The sequence below is a fragment of the Chryseomicrobium aureum genome (assembly GCF_016909155.1).
GTDB lineage: Bacteria > Bacillota > Bacilli > Bacillales_A > Planococcaceae > Chryseomicrobium > Chryseomicrobium aureum.
Genome location: NZ_JAFBFG010000009.1, coordinates 19,175 through 35,548 on the forward strand (window position 1 = coordinate 19,175; position 16,374 = coordinate 35,548).

The window sequence follows — 16,374 nt, forward strand, 5'->3', positions numbered from 1 at the left end:
TTTGGAGGAAAGTTATGCAACAGAAGTTTTTACCGGTCATTATAGGAACAGATATGAATGCTTACAATATGGCGATTTCATTTCATGAAGAATACGGAGTTCACTCCGTACTCGTAGGAAAAGAAGAGATGTCATTTACGAGCTTAAGCTCGATTCCTCGAGCGATTGAATATGATAAAGATTTATGGAACAAAGATGCATTTGTGTCGATTCTAGGTTCTGTAGCAGAGAAGTACCAACAGCCAGACGTGCAGCTTGTACTCATTGGAACAAACGATTTTTATGTACGTTTAATTATTGAAAATCAAGAACAATTACGTCAATGGTATGTATTCAATTACATGTCAGAAGATCTAATGAACGATTTGCTCGTGAAAAAGAATTTTTATCGACTTTGCGACGAACACGGATTGGACACCCCGGATACGTATTTCTATAGCTGTAAAGAGCAAGGGATTTTTGATAAAGACATCCAATACCCCGTTATTATCAAACCAAGTAATGGAGTCGAATATTATAAAAATAAATTCCCTGGGCAACAAAAAGTCTACCGTGTTGAATCGAAACAAGAGCTCCAACACGTCCTTGATCAAGTGAATGCGTCTGGCTATCAAGAAGACATGATTATTCAAGACTTCATCCCAGGGGACGACACGTTCATGTGGGACTCCGTGTTTTATGTGAACTCTCGCGGAAAATCTGAGCTTGGGACGCTTGCGCAAGTTGTGTTACAAGAACATACCGTGACAGCTATCGGAAATTATACAGCACTAGTGACGCGCTATGATGAAGAGCTGATGAAAAAGTTGCAACACTTTTTAGAGGCAGTCGGCTATCAAGGCTTTGCAAACTTTGATTTAAAATACGATGCACGTGACGGTAAGTACAAAGTGTTTGAAGTCAATATTCGCCAAGGACGATCAAGCTACTACACAACGGCTTGTGGGCACAACATGGCAAAATACTTTGTTGACGATATTTTACTAGGTGTTGAGAAAGAACTGACCTATTTGAATACGGAGTATTTGTTTACAGTCGTTCCTAAAATTGTCCTGAAAAAGTTTGTCGATAACCATGCCATCAATGAAGAATGCCGAAAGTTGATTCGCCAAGGCAAATGGGGCAACCCGATGTTTTATAAAGGCGATACAAACTTTAAACGGAAATTCTATTTAGTTGCGCGTCAGGTGAACTATTACCGGAAGTATAAGAATAATCAGTGGGAATCTTAACAAGCGCTTCATATGTCCTTTACAATGTTCGCTTATTATAAAGATAACCCCTTTTCCAAACTGGAAAAAGGAAACCGAGTCGGCAAATGCTGGCTCGGTTTTCTTTTTTTATGAAACTTTCCAGAAGGTCGTCCGTATAAAGTACAGACAACTGAAAGGAGATTACATAATGACTACAAAACGCGTACTTACAATTATCAGTGTGTCGATTGCTGGACTCTTCCTACTTATTGCACTTGCTACCTCATGGTATACAGTGGACGAATCTGAACAAGCTATTGTCATCACATTCGGTGATGCAGGTGACCCGATTACAGAACCAGGGCTAAAGTTCAAAATGCCATGGCCAGTCCAGACTGTTGAAAAATTGTCGAAAGAAACGTTTAGCCTTCAATTTGGCTATCAACAAACAGCAGACGGTGAAATCGTCTCGTATGATGATGAAACAAAAATGATTACAGGGGATGACAACATCGTCCTTGCTGACCTCGTGGTGCAGTGGCGTATTACAAATCCACGTGATTACCTTTTCAATTCAGAAAACCCGAGGGAATTGTTGCACTCTGCAACATCCGCTTCCATTCGATCTGTAATTGGTAGCTCACGTATTGACGATGCATTAACTTCTGGTAAAGCAGAAATTGAAGCTTCCACACGCGATCTACTAGCTAACCTTGTAACAAAATACGATATCGGCATCTCAGTGTTATCTGTAAACCTACAAGACGTTGAACTTCCGAATGAAGAAGTGCGTCAAGCCTTCACTGCAGTTCGTGATGCTGAAGAACAAAAAAATATTAAAGTGAACCAAGCTGGTCGTTACGAAAATCAACGCCTTGGAGAAGCAAATGGTGAAAAAGATGCTATTATCTCAAATGCTACTGGAGAAAAGATTGCTCGTATCGAACAAGCGCGCGGAGATGTAGCATTATTTAATGAGCTCTATGCGGAATACGCGCAAAACGAACAAATCACGCGGGACCGTTTGATATTGGAAACGTTAGAAGCGGTGCTTCCGAATGCACAACTCTACATCATGAATGGCGACAATGGACCAATGACGTACCTACCATTAACGGGTCCTCGTGCAGCTGCACCAGTCGTAACAGAAGGGACGGATAATGAATGACCGATAAAGATCCAAAGTTTGTCTCACTTGAAGAGCGGTTTTCTATGAACAAAAAGAAAAAGCCCGCTGGTAAAGCATCTGACTTTCAAATCGACTGGAAAAAACACGGCAAAATCATTGCAGGTGTCATTGTTGGATTCATCGTTCTAGTCATCTTGCTCACCAATGTGTATGTCGTGAAAGAAGGCGAGTACAAAATTGTGCGCCAGTTTGGTGAAATCGTAAAAGTTGTCGATGAACCTGGTTTAGGTGTAACCGTTCCATTTATTCAAAGTACAACGACTGTTCCGAAGTACTTAATGAACTATGAGATTTCAGAAGCAGAAATCAATACACTTGATAAACGACGCATCATCATTGACAATTATGCGGTCTGGAAAGTCAATAATCCGCAATTGATGATTGCCAATGCAGGGACATTGATCAATGCAGAAGCTCGTATGGAAGAATTCATTTATTCGGTTGTCCGAACAGAACTTGGTCGTTTAGCGTATGCAGAAATCATCAATGATGAAGATTCATCACGCGGCAGTCTTGGAGAGCAAGTCACAGCTCGCGTGAACGAATTGCTCTCGGCAGACAACTACGGAATTGAAGTGCTCGATGTGCGCATCAAACGCACAGATCTTCCAGTAGAAAATGAACAAGCGGTTTATCAAGACATGATTTCAGAACGTGAGAAGATTGCACAGAAGTTCTTATCTGAAGGGGATGCAGACAAACGTCGTATCGAAGCAGAGACAGACCGTGAAGTGCGTGAAATCATTGCCAATGCAGAACGTGAAGCAGCTGTTATTATCTCTGAAGGAGAAGCGGAAGCTGCACGTATTTACAACGAGTCTTTCTCAAAAGATCCGGAATTCTATAACTTGTTCCGGACGTTAGAAACGTATAAATCTACAATCGGTGAAGATACTGTCATTATGCTTCCATCTGACTCACCATACGCACAAATTCTTTCCGGGATTACACCGTAAAGACAACACCTTGCTTTCAGTCATGGTAAACTGAAGGCAAGGTTTTTTCGTTTATTAAAAGGAGTGACATGTAGTGACCAATCCAAAATTAGTACTGATTGACGGCAACAGTTTAGCGTACCGAGCATTTTTCGCATTGCCATTACTCACAAACGAGCAAGGCATCCACACCAATGCCACATATGGCTTTACAATGATGTTGCAAAAGATTGTAGAGGAAGAACAGCCGACTCATATGCTGATTGCATGGGATGCAGGAAAGACGACGTTCCGTCATGAAACATTCTCAGAATACAAAGGTGGACGCCAAAAGACACCACCTGAACTATCCGAGCAGTTTGCTTATATCCGAAAACTTGTAGATGCGTATCAGATTCTACAATATGAATTAGATCAATACGAGGCCGATGATATCATCGGTACGCTTTCACGCATCGCAGAAGAAAAAAATATCGAAACGATTGTGATTAGTGGAGACAAAGATTTGACTCAACTGGCTAGTGACAAGACGACCGTTCAAATTACAAAAAAAGGCATCACCGATCTAGAAAGCTACACACCTGCGCATATTCAAGAGAAATACGGTCTAACCCCTATTCAAATCATTGATATGAAAGGATTGATGGGCGATACTTCCGATAATATTCCTGGAGTGCCTGGAGTAGGTGAAAAGACAGCAATCAAGTTACTGTCAGCCTATGAAACCGTGGAAGGTGTGTACGCACATATCGATGAGATGAAGGCGTCGAAAATGAAAGAAAAGCTTGTTGCGAATGAAGAGTTAGCACATATTAGTAAACAGCTCGCAACAATTGAGCGCGCAGCACCGATTGAAGTCACTCTAGATACATTACATTACCCAGGTCCAGATATGGAGGCTGTCCATGAAATTTGGCACCAACTGCAATTCAAGACACTTTTAGAAAAGTCCGCATTCCAAACAGAGGCAAAAGAACTTAAAGACATTGATTTCGAAGTGATCTCTAGTTGGGAAGACAGTCATTTTGAAGACAACATGACGTTTCATATCGAGTTATACGATGAGCACTATCACACAACAGAAGTTTTGGCAGTCGTCCTTGCAACTGATTCAAAGCACTATGTAATGAAAGGGGACGCGGCTTTTTCGCAACCACTCTTCAAAGCGTGGCTTGAAGACGATTCAAAGCAAAAGCGTTGTTATGACGTCAAAGCGTTCCAAGCGGTGTCGAAACGGTTCGGATGCGAACTGAAAGGGGCGAGTTTTGATTTAGTTTTAGCTGCGTATATTTCGGATCCCTCCATTTCATCAAGCCAAGATCTTGCTTCCCTTGCAAAACACTTCGGATATACGGAAGTGGATGAAGAAGAAGCTGTGTATGGAAAAGGGGCTAAGAAAAAAGCTCCAGAAGACGAAGCATTGTTTCATCATGCCCTTCGCAAAGCAACTGCCGTGTGGGAGTTAAAGGAACCAGTCGAAGCAAAACTGAAAGAAACGAAACAGTATGATTTATACCATGAGCTTGAACTACCCCTTGCAAGTGTCTTAGGTGAAATGGAATCATTCGGAATCAAAGTGGACCGAGAAACACTAGAAAAAATGGGTGTCGAACTAAAAGGACGTCTAGCTGAAATAGAACAACGTATCCATGCGATGGCTGGTGAATCATTCAATATCAATTCGCCAAAACAATTAGGTGTCATATTGTTTGAAAAAATCGGTTTGACACCCATTAAGAAAACGAAGACTGGCTACTCTACTGCTGCAGATGTACTTGAAAAGTTGCAAGGGGAACACGAAATTATCTCAGAAATTTTGTTGTACCGCCAATTAGGGAAACTTCAGTCGACGTATATCGAAGGTTTGTTAAAAGAGATTCATGACGATGGGAAAGTACACACACGCTATCAACAGGCATTGACGTCTACAGGTCGCTTGAGTTCAATCAATCCGAACTTGCAGAACATCCCGATTCGGATTGAAGAAGGCCGAAAGATTCGCCAAGCGTTTGTCCCATCTGAAAAAGAATGGGTATTATTCGCCGCCGACTACTCACAAATCGAGCTTCGCGTCATGGCACACATGTCTCAAGACGAAAAGCTAGTCCGAGCCTTCCAAGAAGACCGTGATATCCATACGCAAACGGCAATGGATGTGTTTGGAGTAGCGGCAGATGAAGTAGACGGCAACATGCGCCGAGCTGCCAAAGCAGTGAACTTCGGAATTATTTATGGCATCAGTGACTACGGATTGTCCCAAAGCCTGAACATCACACGCAAAGAAGCGGCTCTGTTTATCGATAACTATTTGACGAGTTTTCCCGGTGTTAAACACTTCATGGATGATGCGATTACGAGTGCGAAACGGGATGGGTTTGTCACAACAATCATGAACCGCCGCAGATACTTGCCGGATATCACGAGTTCAAACTTCAACCTGCGTGGATTTGCAGAACGTACTGCGATGAATACACCGATTCAAGGGAGTGCAGCCGACATCATCAAAAAAGCGATGATCGACATGGACCGCGAACTTGAGTCACGCGGATTGAAAACCAAAATGCTTCTTCAAGTACATGATGAACTAATTTTTGAAGTACCTGTTGACGAGTTAGAGGAAATTCAAAAGCTCGTGCCCGAAGTCATGGAAAATGCCGTAGAACTATCGGTGCCTTTGAAAGTCGATTTTGCATTTGGCACGACATGGTACGAAACGAAGTAAGGAGAGAACGCAATGCCCGAACTACCAGAAGTCGAAGGGGTCGTCGAATCCCTTCGCCCCTTTGTCATCGACCAAACGATTGTGGCCGTCCATGTGTCAGATCAAGTGAGGAAGAGTCATATAGAGGGAAAACAAGCGATTATTAAAGGCGCTACACCTGAAGACTTTCAAAACGCGATGGTCGGCTACCGGATTACCAGTTTGATCCGTCGCTCTAAATATATGTTCTTTGATTTGATGAACGAAAAAGGCGCTGCCGTTCTTGTTGGCCATCTAGGGATGACAGGAGCCTGGTTTCCTGTACATTCTCTTGATGAAATAACAGAAACTAAGTTTCGTAATCATGTTCATGTCGTGTTCGAACTGTCCGGTGGCTATTTACTAGTCTATTCCGATATTCGCCGTTTCGGGGAAATGCGTTTACTGAATGACATCTCAGATCATCCGCCACTTTTACAAATGGCGCCTGAACCATTTGCGGAGGAAGGGTTACCGCATTATTTAGAGATGGCACAGCGCACAAAATACATTAATAAACCTATTAAAGAGTTCATCATGGATGGTCACGTCATTTCAGGGTGCGGAAACATCTATGCAACAGAGGCACTATTCCGCATGCGCATCCACCCAAGTCGAAAAGTGGGACGCATCTCAACGGCACGGAAAATGGCTCTTTATGAAGCAATTGTCGCTGTCCTTCGTGAGAGTATCGAACGAGGTGGAAGTAGTATTTCGGATTACCGTAACGTCAATGGAGGAGCCGGAAGTATGCAACACTTTTTACAGATGTACGGCAAGAAGACTTGTCCGACCTGCGGCACAGCCACAAAACAAAAAGTAATTGGGGGCCGGACATCTACTTACTGTCCGACCTGTCAGAAATAGGAGGGCCCTATGATTATTGGATTAACAGGAAGTATCGCTACCGGCAAAAGTACGGTAGCGAATCGTTTCAAAGAACATGGCATTCCAGTAGTCGACGCAGATTTGATTGCCCGCCAAGTCGTCGAGCCAGGAAGTGAAACGTTACAGAAAATTGCACAAGCATTCGGAGAAAGTGCACTTCATGCAGATGGCACGATGAACCGAGAAGAAATCGGGCGCCAAATTTTCGGGAATGAAGAGAAACGTGCCCTACTAAATGGCATTATCCATCCTGCAATTCGAAAGGAAATGCTTCGTCAAAAAGATCACCATCTGGCAAATGGGAAGAAAATCGTGATTTTAGACATTCCATTATTGTTTGAAAGCAAGCTCGAACATTTTGTAGAGCAGATCTTGGTTGTCGCTACTTCTAGAGAGATTCAGAAGCATCGTCTGATGGCTCGGAATGGGTTGTCTGAACAAGAGGCTCTGGAGCGAATGAATTCTCAGTTATCAATCGATGATAAAGCCAAATGGGCGGATGAAGTGATTAGAAATGATGGAACTTTAGAAGAATTAGAGGCTCAAGTAGATGCACTTGTGAGCAACTGGATGAAATCGCTTTCAGAATAATTGAACTTTTTTAGAATGTTTGGATTAGCGTACCATAACGACTCGAATGTGTTATACTAATTGCATATTAAGTGAATTAGTATCACATAGTTAACAGGAGGAACGGTATATATGACAGCTTCTATTGCGATTAACGGTTTTGGACGAATTGGACGCATGGTTTTCCGCCAAGCGATTGTAAAGGATGATGTAAACATTGTAGCAATCAACGCGAGCTACCCAGTTGAAACTCTAGCACATTTGATTCGCTACGATTCAGTACATGGTACTTTCCAAGGGGAAGTCGAAACAGCTGAAAACGCGCTTATCGTAAATGGAAAGCGCATTCAAATCGTGAGCGATCGCAATCCAGCAAACCTTCCATGGAAAGAGATGGGTGTCGACATCGTCATCGAAGCAACGGGTAAGTTCAACGAGCGCTCGGGTGCAGCTCTTCACTTAGAAGCTGGTGCAAAGAAAGTCATTTTGACGGCTCCTGGTAAAAATGAAGACATCACGGTCGTTTTAGGTGTAAATGACGACAAACTTGATTTAGAAAAGCATGACGTTATTTCAAATGCTAGCTGCACAACCAACTGTCTAGCTCCTGTAGCGAAAGTATTAAATGATGAATTCGGCATTGTAAACGGTTTGATGACAACAGTTCATGCATACACGAATGATCAAAATAACTTAGACAACCCACATAAAGATCTTCGTCGTGCACGTGCATGTGCACAATCGATCATTCCAACTTCTACAGGTGCTGCAAAAGCCCTAACATTAGTGTTACCAGAGTTGCAAGGGAAGATGCATGGTCTAGCACTTCGCGTTCCTACACCTAACGTTTCACTAGTTGATTTAGTTGTGGATGTCGAGCGTGATGTGACGGTCGAAGAAGTGAATTTGGCGTTTGAAAAAGCGGCAGCTGGTTCAATGAACGGGATTTTAGCAATTACGCAAGATCCATTAGTATCCGTTGATTTCAACACAACGACTGCTTCTGCTACGGTTGATGGGTTAACAACGATGGTAATCGGTGAGCGCAAAGTAAAAGTGCTTGCTTGGTACGATAACGAGTGGGGCTACTCTGCACGTGTTGTAGATTTAACACAGCGTGTCGCAAAATCTTTGGAAGCTATTACAGCTTAATAGTGTACGGATGAATGGAAGTCTCTCTTAATGGAGAGGCTTCTTTTTTACTAGAAAATCAAAATTCTATTGCATTTCCCGACAAGGCGTCCTATAATGAAAATCGTGCCAAATAGCACCGGCTACTTAAAGGGTTAGGACCTCTCTGGACTAACTTTCCCCCGTGGTAGTCACTTTGATTAAAAAATCCAGTCAAAGGGGGAAACGGACATTGGAAACAATGGGACGTCACATCATTGCTGAACTGTGGGAATGCGATTTTGACAAGCTGAATGACATGAACTTCATCGAACAAACTTTTGTAGATGCTGCACTTAAATCAGGTGCGGAAGTCCGCGAAGTTGCGTTTCACAAGTTTGCGCCACAAGGTGTAAGTGGAGTCGTCATCATCTCTGAATCACATTTAACGATTCACAGCTTTCCGGAACACGGTTACGCAAGTATCGATGTTTATACATGCGGTGACCTAGATCCAACAATTGCAGCCAATTATATTGCCGAAGCTTTGAACGCGAAAACGCGTGAATTGATTGAGCTTCCACGTGGTATGGGCCCAGTTGCAGCAAAATCATTACAAACTGTGTAATTTACAAGCAGAGGGGAATCTCCCTCTGCTTTTTCTGTGGGTGCAGAATAGGCCTAACTTTAGTATAATGAATGAAATACGAGCATATAGGAGCGCTAATTATGAGATGTCCTTCCTGCCAATACAACGGCACGAAAGTAGTCGATTCACGACCGGTTGACGAAAATAAATCCATCCGAAGAAGACGAGAATGTGAGCAGTGCGGCTTTCGGTTTACAACGTTTGAAAAAGTAGAAGAAACCCCACTCATCGTCGTGAAAAAAGATGGCTCGCGTGAAGAATTCAGTCGAGAAAAAATGTTACGTGGTTTGATCCGTGCATGTGAAAAACGCCCGGTGACACTCGAACAATTAGAAGAAGTCGTTTTTACGATTGAGAAAGAACTGCGTCGTACAGGCAATTCGGAAATCAAATCTGAAGTGGTGGGCGAGCAAGTCATGGAAAAATTGGCGGCTGTCGATGAAGTCGCATATGTACGCTTTGCATCTGTCTACCGTCAATTTAAAGACATCAATGTGTTCATGGAAGAGGTCCGTGAACTTTTAAAACGTAACCCCACTCAACACTAAAAGGAGGAGAGCAGATGGTACACAACGAACTGCAACCGATGGATCACTTTCAAACCCGTGTCGCTGCTCCTCTATCCAGTGACGATCTACAAACAGTAACGCTACTTTATCAACCACTTATTGGTCCGGAAGCTTTTACACTGTATCAGCACCTTTGGACGATGACGGGAACTCAACAAGTAGAGTATTCACACTATACTTTGATGAATGCGCTATCCTTATCAATCAATCGAATCTTTGAAGCACGCGCGCATTTGGAGGCAATCGGTCTACTACGCACTTGGCGGAGTGATTCTGGTGAAACACGGACATTCTATTACGAAGTTCAAAAGCCACTTTCACCTCAAAGTTTTTTTGCTGACCCGTTATTATCCGTGTTTCTATGGAATAAAGTAGGCGATCAAGGGTTTAAAAATCTTGAAAAACGCTATTTACCTTCTAACACGTGGAAATCATCTGCACTAGAAGTGACTCGCACATTCACGGATGTATTCCAACCAAACTTAAAAAATACGCGTGCTACACGTGATATCCGCCAACCCAAAACACAAAATTATGAGTTTGAGCATGAATTTGACTTCCAACTCCTACTCGACGGATTAAGTGAGCATCTATTACCAAGAAAATTGCTGACGACGGACATTAAACAACTGATTGCAAAGCTTGCATTTTTATATAGTTTTTCACCGCTCGATATGCAAAAAATTATTCTCCTCGCAGTCGACGATCCGACAAAGATCTCTCCGGAGCGTCTAAAAAAATCTTGTGAAGATTATTTCAAATTGCATGCGAGGGAACAAATCGGGTTGCAATCAATGAAAACACCTGAAGTGCAACGGGAGAATTCTCCAGAATCGGCGTCTCCCAAACTTTCAAAAGAACAAGAGTATCTTGTTTATCTAGAGGAAAGTGCGCCGCTTGATGTGCTTCGTGATAGTGCGGGTGGAAAAGAACCGTTCCCAGCAGACGTTGAACTGGTCAATCGATTTGCGACCGTTTACGAAATGCCAGTCGGTGTGATCAATGTTCTCATCCAATACGTCATGTTGCGGACGGACATGAAACTCACGAAATCGTTCGCTGAAAAAATTGCCTCGCATTGGGTGCGTAAAAATGTCAAGACTGCAAAAGAAGCGATGGAACTTGCGCGTAAAGAACATACGCAATACATGAAATGGAAAAATGGGGAGACCGCTCAAAGTGCATCCGGGAAACCATACAAACGTCAAGAGAAGGTTCCGGACTGGTTAGATCAAAAACCAAAAGCTAGTAAAGTGGATGACTCTATAGATATAGAAGCAGAACGTCAAAAGTTGCTTGCTGAAATCAGCGCAACGAAAGGCCGGTGATCGAAGTGGAACCCATCAATCGAACGCTTAAACGGATGATTTCAAATCCTTCGTTTGCGACACGAATGGAAGAAATGAAACGAGAAGTATTAGAAAATCGAGATATCCAAGAGTTTCTACAAGAAAATGAGGCGGAAGTATCTCCTGCTGTATTGGAATCGAGTATGAGCAAACTGTATGAATACATCGAGCAGACCCACGACTGCAAAGGCTGTCCCAATGTTGCCGGTTGTGTGAATCTGATTAAAGGCTTCGAACCGCGTCTTGTAATGGGAAGAGGACGTATTGAACTTGATTATCTTCGTTGCCGAAACGGCCGCATCGAAGACGAGCGCCAATCGATTTCTGCTATGATACACAGTATGCATATGCCAAAAGACGTGTTGCAGGCCACTTTCTCGAATGTCGATTTGACGGATGGTTCGCGCGTGCTCGCAATTCGCGCTGCGAAAACGTTTATAGATTCGTATGAATCCTCAGGAGAATTTCCGACGAAAGGTCTTTATGTGCACGGGCCATTTGGTGTCGGCAAATCCTATATTCTCGGGGCGATTGCAAACGAGTTAGCAGACCGTCAAGTTGCTACGGTCTTAGTCTACGTTCCTGAGTTTCTGCGTGAGATGCGTCAGTCCATTCAAGAGAATTCTCTTAGTGAGAAGATGGAAGTGGTAAAAAATGCACCTGTATTGATGCTTGATGATCTAGGAGCAGAGACTATGTCGAGTTGGACCCGGGATGATATTATCGGCACGATTTTGCAACATCGAATGGCTCAAGGACTTCCAACATTCATCTCTTCAAACTTTACGTATGATGAACTCAAACACCATTTTACAACCACGCAACGAGGTGAAAAAGAGCCTGTGAAAGCAGGACGTATCATGGAACGAATCAAAGCTCTTACAACTCCTATACAATTGCAAGGAAAGAACTGGCGAGAAAGTTACTAAACTTTTTCGTCTTTTTTGTTGATTTTCATTCTCAATGACGCTATACTAATCCATGGAAATGAAATTCATTATCAATTAAAAAGGAGCTATATCATGAAGAAATTATTCTCACTGATTGCCATCTTGGCACTATTCCTAGCAGCTTGTTCTTCTACCAACGAGCCAGCTGAAACAGAATCTTCTACTGAACCAGCAGCAACTGAGGAGTCTGGCGAAGTAAACCTTTATACAAGCCGTCACTACGATGTGGATGACGAATTATATGCACAGTTCACTGAAGAAACTGGAATCAAAGTAAACGTAATCAAAGGTGAAGCTGATGAGCTGCTCGAGCGCATCAAGCGTGAAGGCGAAGCAACTGAAGCAGATCTTCTATACACAGCTGACGTAGGTCGTTTGTTCCGTGCGAAAGAAGAAGGCGTTTTGGAAGCAGCGGAAAGTGATGTTTTAAATGAGCAAATTCCTGAGAAATACCGTGATGTAGACAACCAATGGTTTGGTCTAACAAAACGTGCACGTGTTCTTGTATACAACCAAGACACTGTTCAACCGGAAGACCTTTCAACATATGAAGCATTAACAGAAGACGAGTGGAATGGCCGCGTGTTGATCCGTTCATCTGAAAATGTGTACAACCAATCACTACTTGCTTCATTCATCGCAATCGATGGAGAAGAAAAAGCTACTGAGTGGGCAGAAGGTTTAGTAAATAACTTCGCGCGTGACCCTGAAGGTGGAGACCGTGACCAAGCGAAAGCAATCGCAGCTGGTATTGGTGATGTTGCCATCATGAACACATACTACTTAGGGCAAATGTTAAACTCTGAAGACCCAGAAGAAGTAAAAGTCGCTGAAAACTTAGGCGTCTTCTTCCCGAACCAAGAAACAACTGGAACACACGTGAACATTTCAGGTGCGGGTGTTGTAAAAGGTTCGAAAAACAAAGAGAATGCTATTAAGCTTCTTGAGTTCTTATCAGCAGATGCAGCACAAGAAGTGTTTGCAGAAACAAACTATGAATACCCAGTAAATGAAGGTGTACCAGCTTCTGAACTTCTTCAGTCTTGGGGCGAGTTCAAAGAGCAAGATATTCCTTTGTCTGAGCTTGGTACGAACAATGCAAAAACAATTATGATCTTCAACCAAGTAGGTTGGAAATAATACAGTGAGCCTCCCATTTCGGGGGGCTCTTTTAGTACTCTTGATTTGTCCTGAAAGTTTGAACCTCTACGGTCAGGTCACCTTTTCCTGGCAAAAGATACCTGTCACCTTCTACTTCTTTAAGGCCCGAGAGCCGGCAATTAACGACTGTAATCATACATTTAAAGACCGTGAACTGGTATTTAACGACCGCAGACCCTCGTTTAGCGCCACAAATGATTTTATGGAAACTAATTACTTTAAATTTGAACCCCCGGAGGTCAGGTTGCCTTTTCCCGGGCAATCGGAGTTTTCCTGAGACCCGGCAACGAAGCTGAAAGTGTTCTTCTTTCAGCTTACGTGGGGAGGCTCAGGGAAACTCCCCCAGGAAAAGGTGACCTGACCGTAGGGGGGTCAAAAACCAAATAGTTGCTAAGTTGTGAACATTCATCGAGAATGAGTATCATTTCACATACACCAGGGCAGTGGTCATGCTATAATGAAACTCGCGAAGAAATCGGATTTCAGAAGGGCCTGAAGCCACGTGAGAAAACTATCGTATTACTTGAACGGGTGGACTATTCTCTCGGTCATCATCGTGCTTTCCTTACTCTCACCTATGCTACCCATTATCAGTGGACTAATAGCACCAGCAAGTGAGAACTGGGAGCATATTCAAGAATATATGCTGTGGAACTATATGAAAACCACTTTCCTGTTGGTCTTCTATACGGCAATTGGAACCATTGTAATTGGAACGAGTCTTGCTTGGTTGATTGCCCAGTATGAATTTCCGCTCAGTCGGTTCTACAAATGGGCGTTGATTCTACCATTGTCAATTCCACCGTTCATAGCGGCCTATACATACTCAGGTATGGTGAGCTACACAGGTGTCATCCAATCGACATTACGGAACGTTTTCGATGTTCAAGTCGATCAGCGGTTCTTTGACATTATGAATATTCCAGGAGCTATTTTCATTTATACGATGTTCCTGTATCCATATGTTTACACCATCACACGAGTATTCTTGTCCCAGCAAGCGGCGTCACTTGTTGAAAGCGCTAAACTACTTGGAAAAGGGCCATGGTCTATCTTCTTGCAAGTAGTGTTGCCAATCTCACGTGCTGCCATTATTGGTGGGGTAAGCTTAGTATCACTAGAAGTGCTTAATGATTATGGTGTTGTGAAATACTATGGCATCCAGACGTTTAGTACAGCAATCTTTCAAACTTGGTTTGGACTCGGGGATATAGATGCAGCAATCAAGCTAGCAGGATCTTTGATGACGTTTGTTGTGTTGATGCTCGTAATTGAGAAGCTGTTACGCGGAACAAAACAATTTAGTTACTCGAACACAAAAGTCAATCCGCTTCCGAAAGTCCAACTGAAGGGGTTTAAAAAATGGGGAGCATTCGGTTATGTAACGTTTATTTTCAGCTTGGCATTCTTGATTCCTGTCATTCAACTTGTCGATTGGTTCGTATTGACATGGGGATCCATTCCTAATGGTGAATTTACAACGTACATTCGAAACTCGGTATATGTTGCGGGAGTAGCTGCATTTGTAATTGTCATTGGCGCATTAATCGTTGGGAACTTCCAGCGCTTCACACGAGGACGTATCGGAAAAATCTTGCCGAAGTTTACAATTGTCGGGTACTCGATTCCAGGAGCGGTCATTGCCGTGGCAATCGTGACGATGTTCATTTGGTTAGATCGTCAACTCGTGCCTCTCTATACAGCATGGGGCTTTAGCTCGTCACTTGTACTGAGCACAAGCGTCGTGATGCTAATTGTAGCGTACATCGTGCGATTCTTTGCAATCGGCTACAATGCGGTTGAATCAGGCTACGATAAGATTGGTGTCAATTTTAGTTTGGCTTCCCGAATGCTCGGCGCTTCGGTGACAAAGACATTTTTCAAGGTAGACATCCCATTATTAAAAGGAGCTATTATTTCTGGCTTCATCCTAGTGTTTGTTGATATTATGAAGGAAATACCACTAACGCTGATTTTACGTCCATTTAACTTTGATACACTCGCAACAAAAGCATTCCAGTATGCCAGCGATGAAAAAATCATGCAAGCGAGTCAACCGTCCATTATCATCATCGCGATGAGTGCCTTGGCCATCTTTGTGTTTTATAAACTTCTGGATAAGGAGGATGCGAAATGACGATTGAGATAAAAGATGTATGTTTTTCGTACCGCAACAGCAAAGACTTAGCAATTGATCATTTTTCGATGTCGATCGAGACTGGAGAAGTGATTTCGATACTCGGACGAAGTGGAAGTGGAAAGAGCACAATGCTTCGGATCTTAGCAGGTCTTGAAATTCCTTCAAAAGGAAAATTTCAATTATACGATGACGTATTGTTTGATGGGAATCATTTCGTGCAGCCCGAAAAGCGGGGGATTGGACTGGTGTTCCAAGACTATGCGCTCTTCCCACATATGACAGTGCTCGATAACGTGAAATTTGGTCTTAGCAAATTATCACGCACGGACCGATTGAAGCGTGCAAATGAAGTGTTGGAATTAGTTGAGATGACGGAATATAAGAAACGGTATCCGCATCAACTGAGTGGCGGGCAGCAACAACGTGTGGCTCTCGCACGTGCTTTAGCGCCAAATCCGAAGTTGTTACTGCTGGATGAGCCATTCTCAAATTTAGATAAAGAACTGCAATACAAAATCCGAGAAGAATTGTACTCGATTTTAAAACGTGCTCAGATCACTTCGATTTTTGTGACACACGATGAAGATGATGCACATACGATTGCGGATCGCATCGTCAAACTCGACAAAGGAAAGATATCCAAGATTGGCCGCCCTTGCGACATGTTGGGTACACCACTCAAGCGTCCAGAGGTCATCTTGAAATAAGTCTTGCAGAATCGTGCCCGTATCGGTATACTAATTTTCATAATCGTTACATGTAGTGACGAGGACATGATTTTTGGTCCTGCCATTCTAGAGAGAGAAGCCTAGGCTGTGAGCTTCTTATGGATAGCCCTTAAATTACCACCTCTGAACAGTATGCAAACCAATGCATACCGGCACCGGCCGTTATCCGACGTAGAGCTTCGTCTGCATCCGTGTAGACAGAA

At 43.0% G+C, this 16,374-nt stretch carries 14 protein-coding genes; all 14 read left to right on the plus strand.

Annotated features, from left to right (window positions below):
* Positions 1-14 precede the first annotated feature (14 nt).
* The 14 genes from JOD03_RS07905 (at position 15) to JOD03_RS07970 (ending at position 16,150) form a co-directional block, all read left to right on the plus strand.
* The gene (locus JOD03_RS07905) at positions 15-1,232 is read left to right on the plus strand and encodes a carboxylate--amine ligase (protein WP_204590313.1); all 1,218 of its coding nucleotides are present in this window, start codon (positions 15-17) and stop codon (positions 1,230-1,232) included.
* Positions 1,233-1,401: 169 nt separating this feature from the next.
* Positions 1,402-2,361, plus strand: coding sequence for an FtsH protease activity modulator HflK (hflK, locus tag JOD03_RS07910; RefSeq protein ID WP_204590314.1), 960 nt, complete (start codon positions 1,402-1,404; stop codon positions 2,359-2,361).
* 44 nt (positions 2,362-2,405) lie between these two features.
* The gene (hflC, locus tag JOD03_RS07915) at positions 2,406-3,338 is read left to right on the plus strand and encodes a protease modulator HflC (protein ID WP_239584904.1); all 933 of its coding nucleotides are present in this window, start codon (positions 2,406-2,408) and stop codon (positions 3,336-3,338) included.
* A 73-nt stretch (positions 3,339-3,411) separates the two neighbouring features.
* Entirely contained in the window at positions 3,412-6,039 is a 2,628-nt protein-coding gene (polA, locus tag JOD03_RS07920) for a DNA polymerase I (protein WP_204590316.1), read from the plus strand.
* 12 nt (positions 6,040-6,051) lie between these two features.
* On the plus strand, positions 6,052-6,924 hold the full coding sequence (mutM, locus tag JOD03_RS07925; RefSeq protein ID WP_204590317.1) for a bifunctional DNA-formamidopyrimidine glycosylase/DNA-(apurinic or apyrimidinic site) lyase: 873 nt from the start codon (positions 6,052-6,054) through the stop codon (positions 6,922-6,924).
* Positions 6,925-6,933: 9 nt separating this feature from the next.
* Positions 6,934-7,536, plus strand: coding sequence for a dephospho-CoA kinase (gene coaE, locus JOD03_RS07930; protein ID WP_204590318.1), 603 nt, complete (start codon positions 6,934-6,936; stop codon positions 7,534-7,536).
* A 111-nt stretch (positions 7,537-7,647) separates the two neighbouring features.
* Positions 7,648-8,667, plus strand: a complete 1,020-nt coding sequence (locus JOD03_RS07935; protein ID WP_204590319.1) for a glyceraldehyde-3-phosphate dehydrogenase — start codon at positions 7,648-7,650, stop codon at positions 8,665-8,667.
* A 211-nt stretch (positions 8,668-8,878) separates the two neighbouring features.
* Complete coding sequence (speD, locus tag JOD03_RS07940) at positions 8,879-9,253, plus strand: adenosylmethionine decarboxylase (RefSeq protein WP_204590320.1); 375 nt, start codon at positions 8,879-8,881, stop codon at positions 9,251-9,253.
* A gap of 101 nt (positions 9,254-9,354) precedes the next feature.
* Positions 9,355-9,822 carry a transcriptional regulator NrdR gene (gene nrdR, locus JOD03_RS07945; RefSeq protein ID WP_204590321.1) on the plus strand — a complete coding sequence of 156 codons (468 nt, stop codon included), beginning with the start codon at positions 9,355-9,357 and terminating at the stop codon, positions 9,820-9,822.
* Positions 9,823-9,836: 14 nt separating this feature from the next.
* Positions 9,837-11,171 (plus strand): replication initiation and membrane attachment family protein, encoded by a 1,335-nt coding sequence (locus JOD03_RS07950; RefSeq protein ID WP_204590322.1) that lies wholly within the window; start codon positions 9,837-9,839, stop codon positions 11,169-11,171.
* Positions 11,172-11,176: 5 nt separating this feature from the next.
* Positions 11,177-12,121 carry a primosomal protein DnaI gene (dnaI, locus tag JOD03_RS07955; protein ID WP_204590323.1) on the plus strand — a complete coding sequence of 315 codons (945 nt, stop codon included), beginning with the start codon at positions 11,177-11,179 and terminating at the stop codon, positions 12,119-12,121.
* 93 nt (positions 12,122-12,214) lie between these two features.
* Complete coding sequence (locus JOD03_RS07960) at positions 12,215-13,282, plus strand: Fe(3+) ABC transporter substrate-binding protein (protein ID WP_204590324.1); 1,068 nt, start codon at positions 12,215-12,217, stop codon at positions 13,280-13,282.
* A gap of 598 nt (positions 13,283-13,880) precedes the next feature.
* Positions 13,881-15,440, plus strand: a complete 1,560-nt coding sequence (locus JOD03_RS07965; protein WP_204590369.1) for an ABC transporter permease — start codon at positions 13,881-13,883, stop codon at positions 15,438-15,440.
* Positions 15,437-16,150: an ABC transporter ATP-binding protein gene (locus JOD03_RS07970; RefSeq protein ID WP_204590325.1), complete on the plus strand. Its 714-nt coding sequence runs from the start codon at positions 15,437-15,439 to the stop codon at positions 16,148-16,150. The genes JOD03_RS07965 and JOD03_RS07970 overlap by 4 nt, the downstream gene beginning before the upstream one ends.
* Positions 16,151-16,374: the final 224 nt, after the last annotated feature.

Coding starts and splice junctions, on each gene's coding strand:
- JOD03_RS07950 (WP_204590322.1), top strand. CDS start 9,837: ATGGTACACAACGAACTGCAACCGATGGATCACTTTCAAACCCGTGTC.
- hflK (WP_204590314.1), top strand. CDS start 1,402: ATGACTACAAAACGCGTACTTACAATTATCAGTGTGTCGATTGCTGGA.
- JOD03_RS07935 (WP_204590319.1), top strand. CDS start 7,648: ATGACAGCTTCTATTGCGATTAACGGTTTTGGACGAATTGGACGCATG.
- JOD03_RS07905 (WP_204590313.1), top strand. CDS start 15: ATGCAACAGAAGTTTTTACCGGTCATTATAGGAACAGATATGAATGCT.
- nrdR (WP_204590321.1), top strand. CDS start 9,355: ATGAGATGTCCTTCCTGCCAATACAACGGCACGAAAGTAGTCGATTCA.
- hflC (WP_239584904.1), top strand. CDS start 2,406: ATGAACAAAAAGAAAAAGCCCGCTGGTAAAGCATCTGACTTTCAAATC.
- JOD03_RS07960 (WP_204590324.1), top strand. CDS start 12,215: ATGAAGAAATTATTCTCACTGATTGCCATCTTGGCACTATTCCTAGCA.
- coaE (WP_204590318.1), top strand. CDS start 6,934: ATGATTATTGGATTAACAGGAAGTATCGCTACCGGCAAAAGTACGGTA.
- mutM (WP_204590317.1), top strand. CDS start 6,052: ATGCCCGAACTACCAGAAGTCGAAGGGGTCGTCGAATCCCTTCGCCCC.
- JOD03_RS07965 (WP_204590369.1), top strand. CDS start 13,881: ATGCTACCCATTATCAGTGGACTAATAGCACCAGCAAGTGAGAACTGG.
- JOD03_RS07970 (WP_204590325.1), top strand. CDS start 15,437: ATGACGATTGAGATAAAAGATGTATGTTTTTCGTACCGCAACAGCAAA.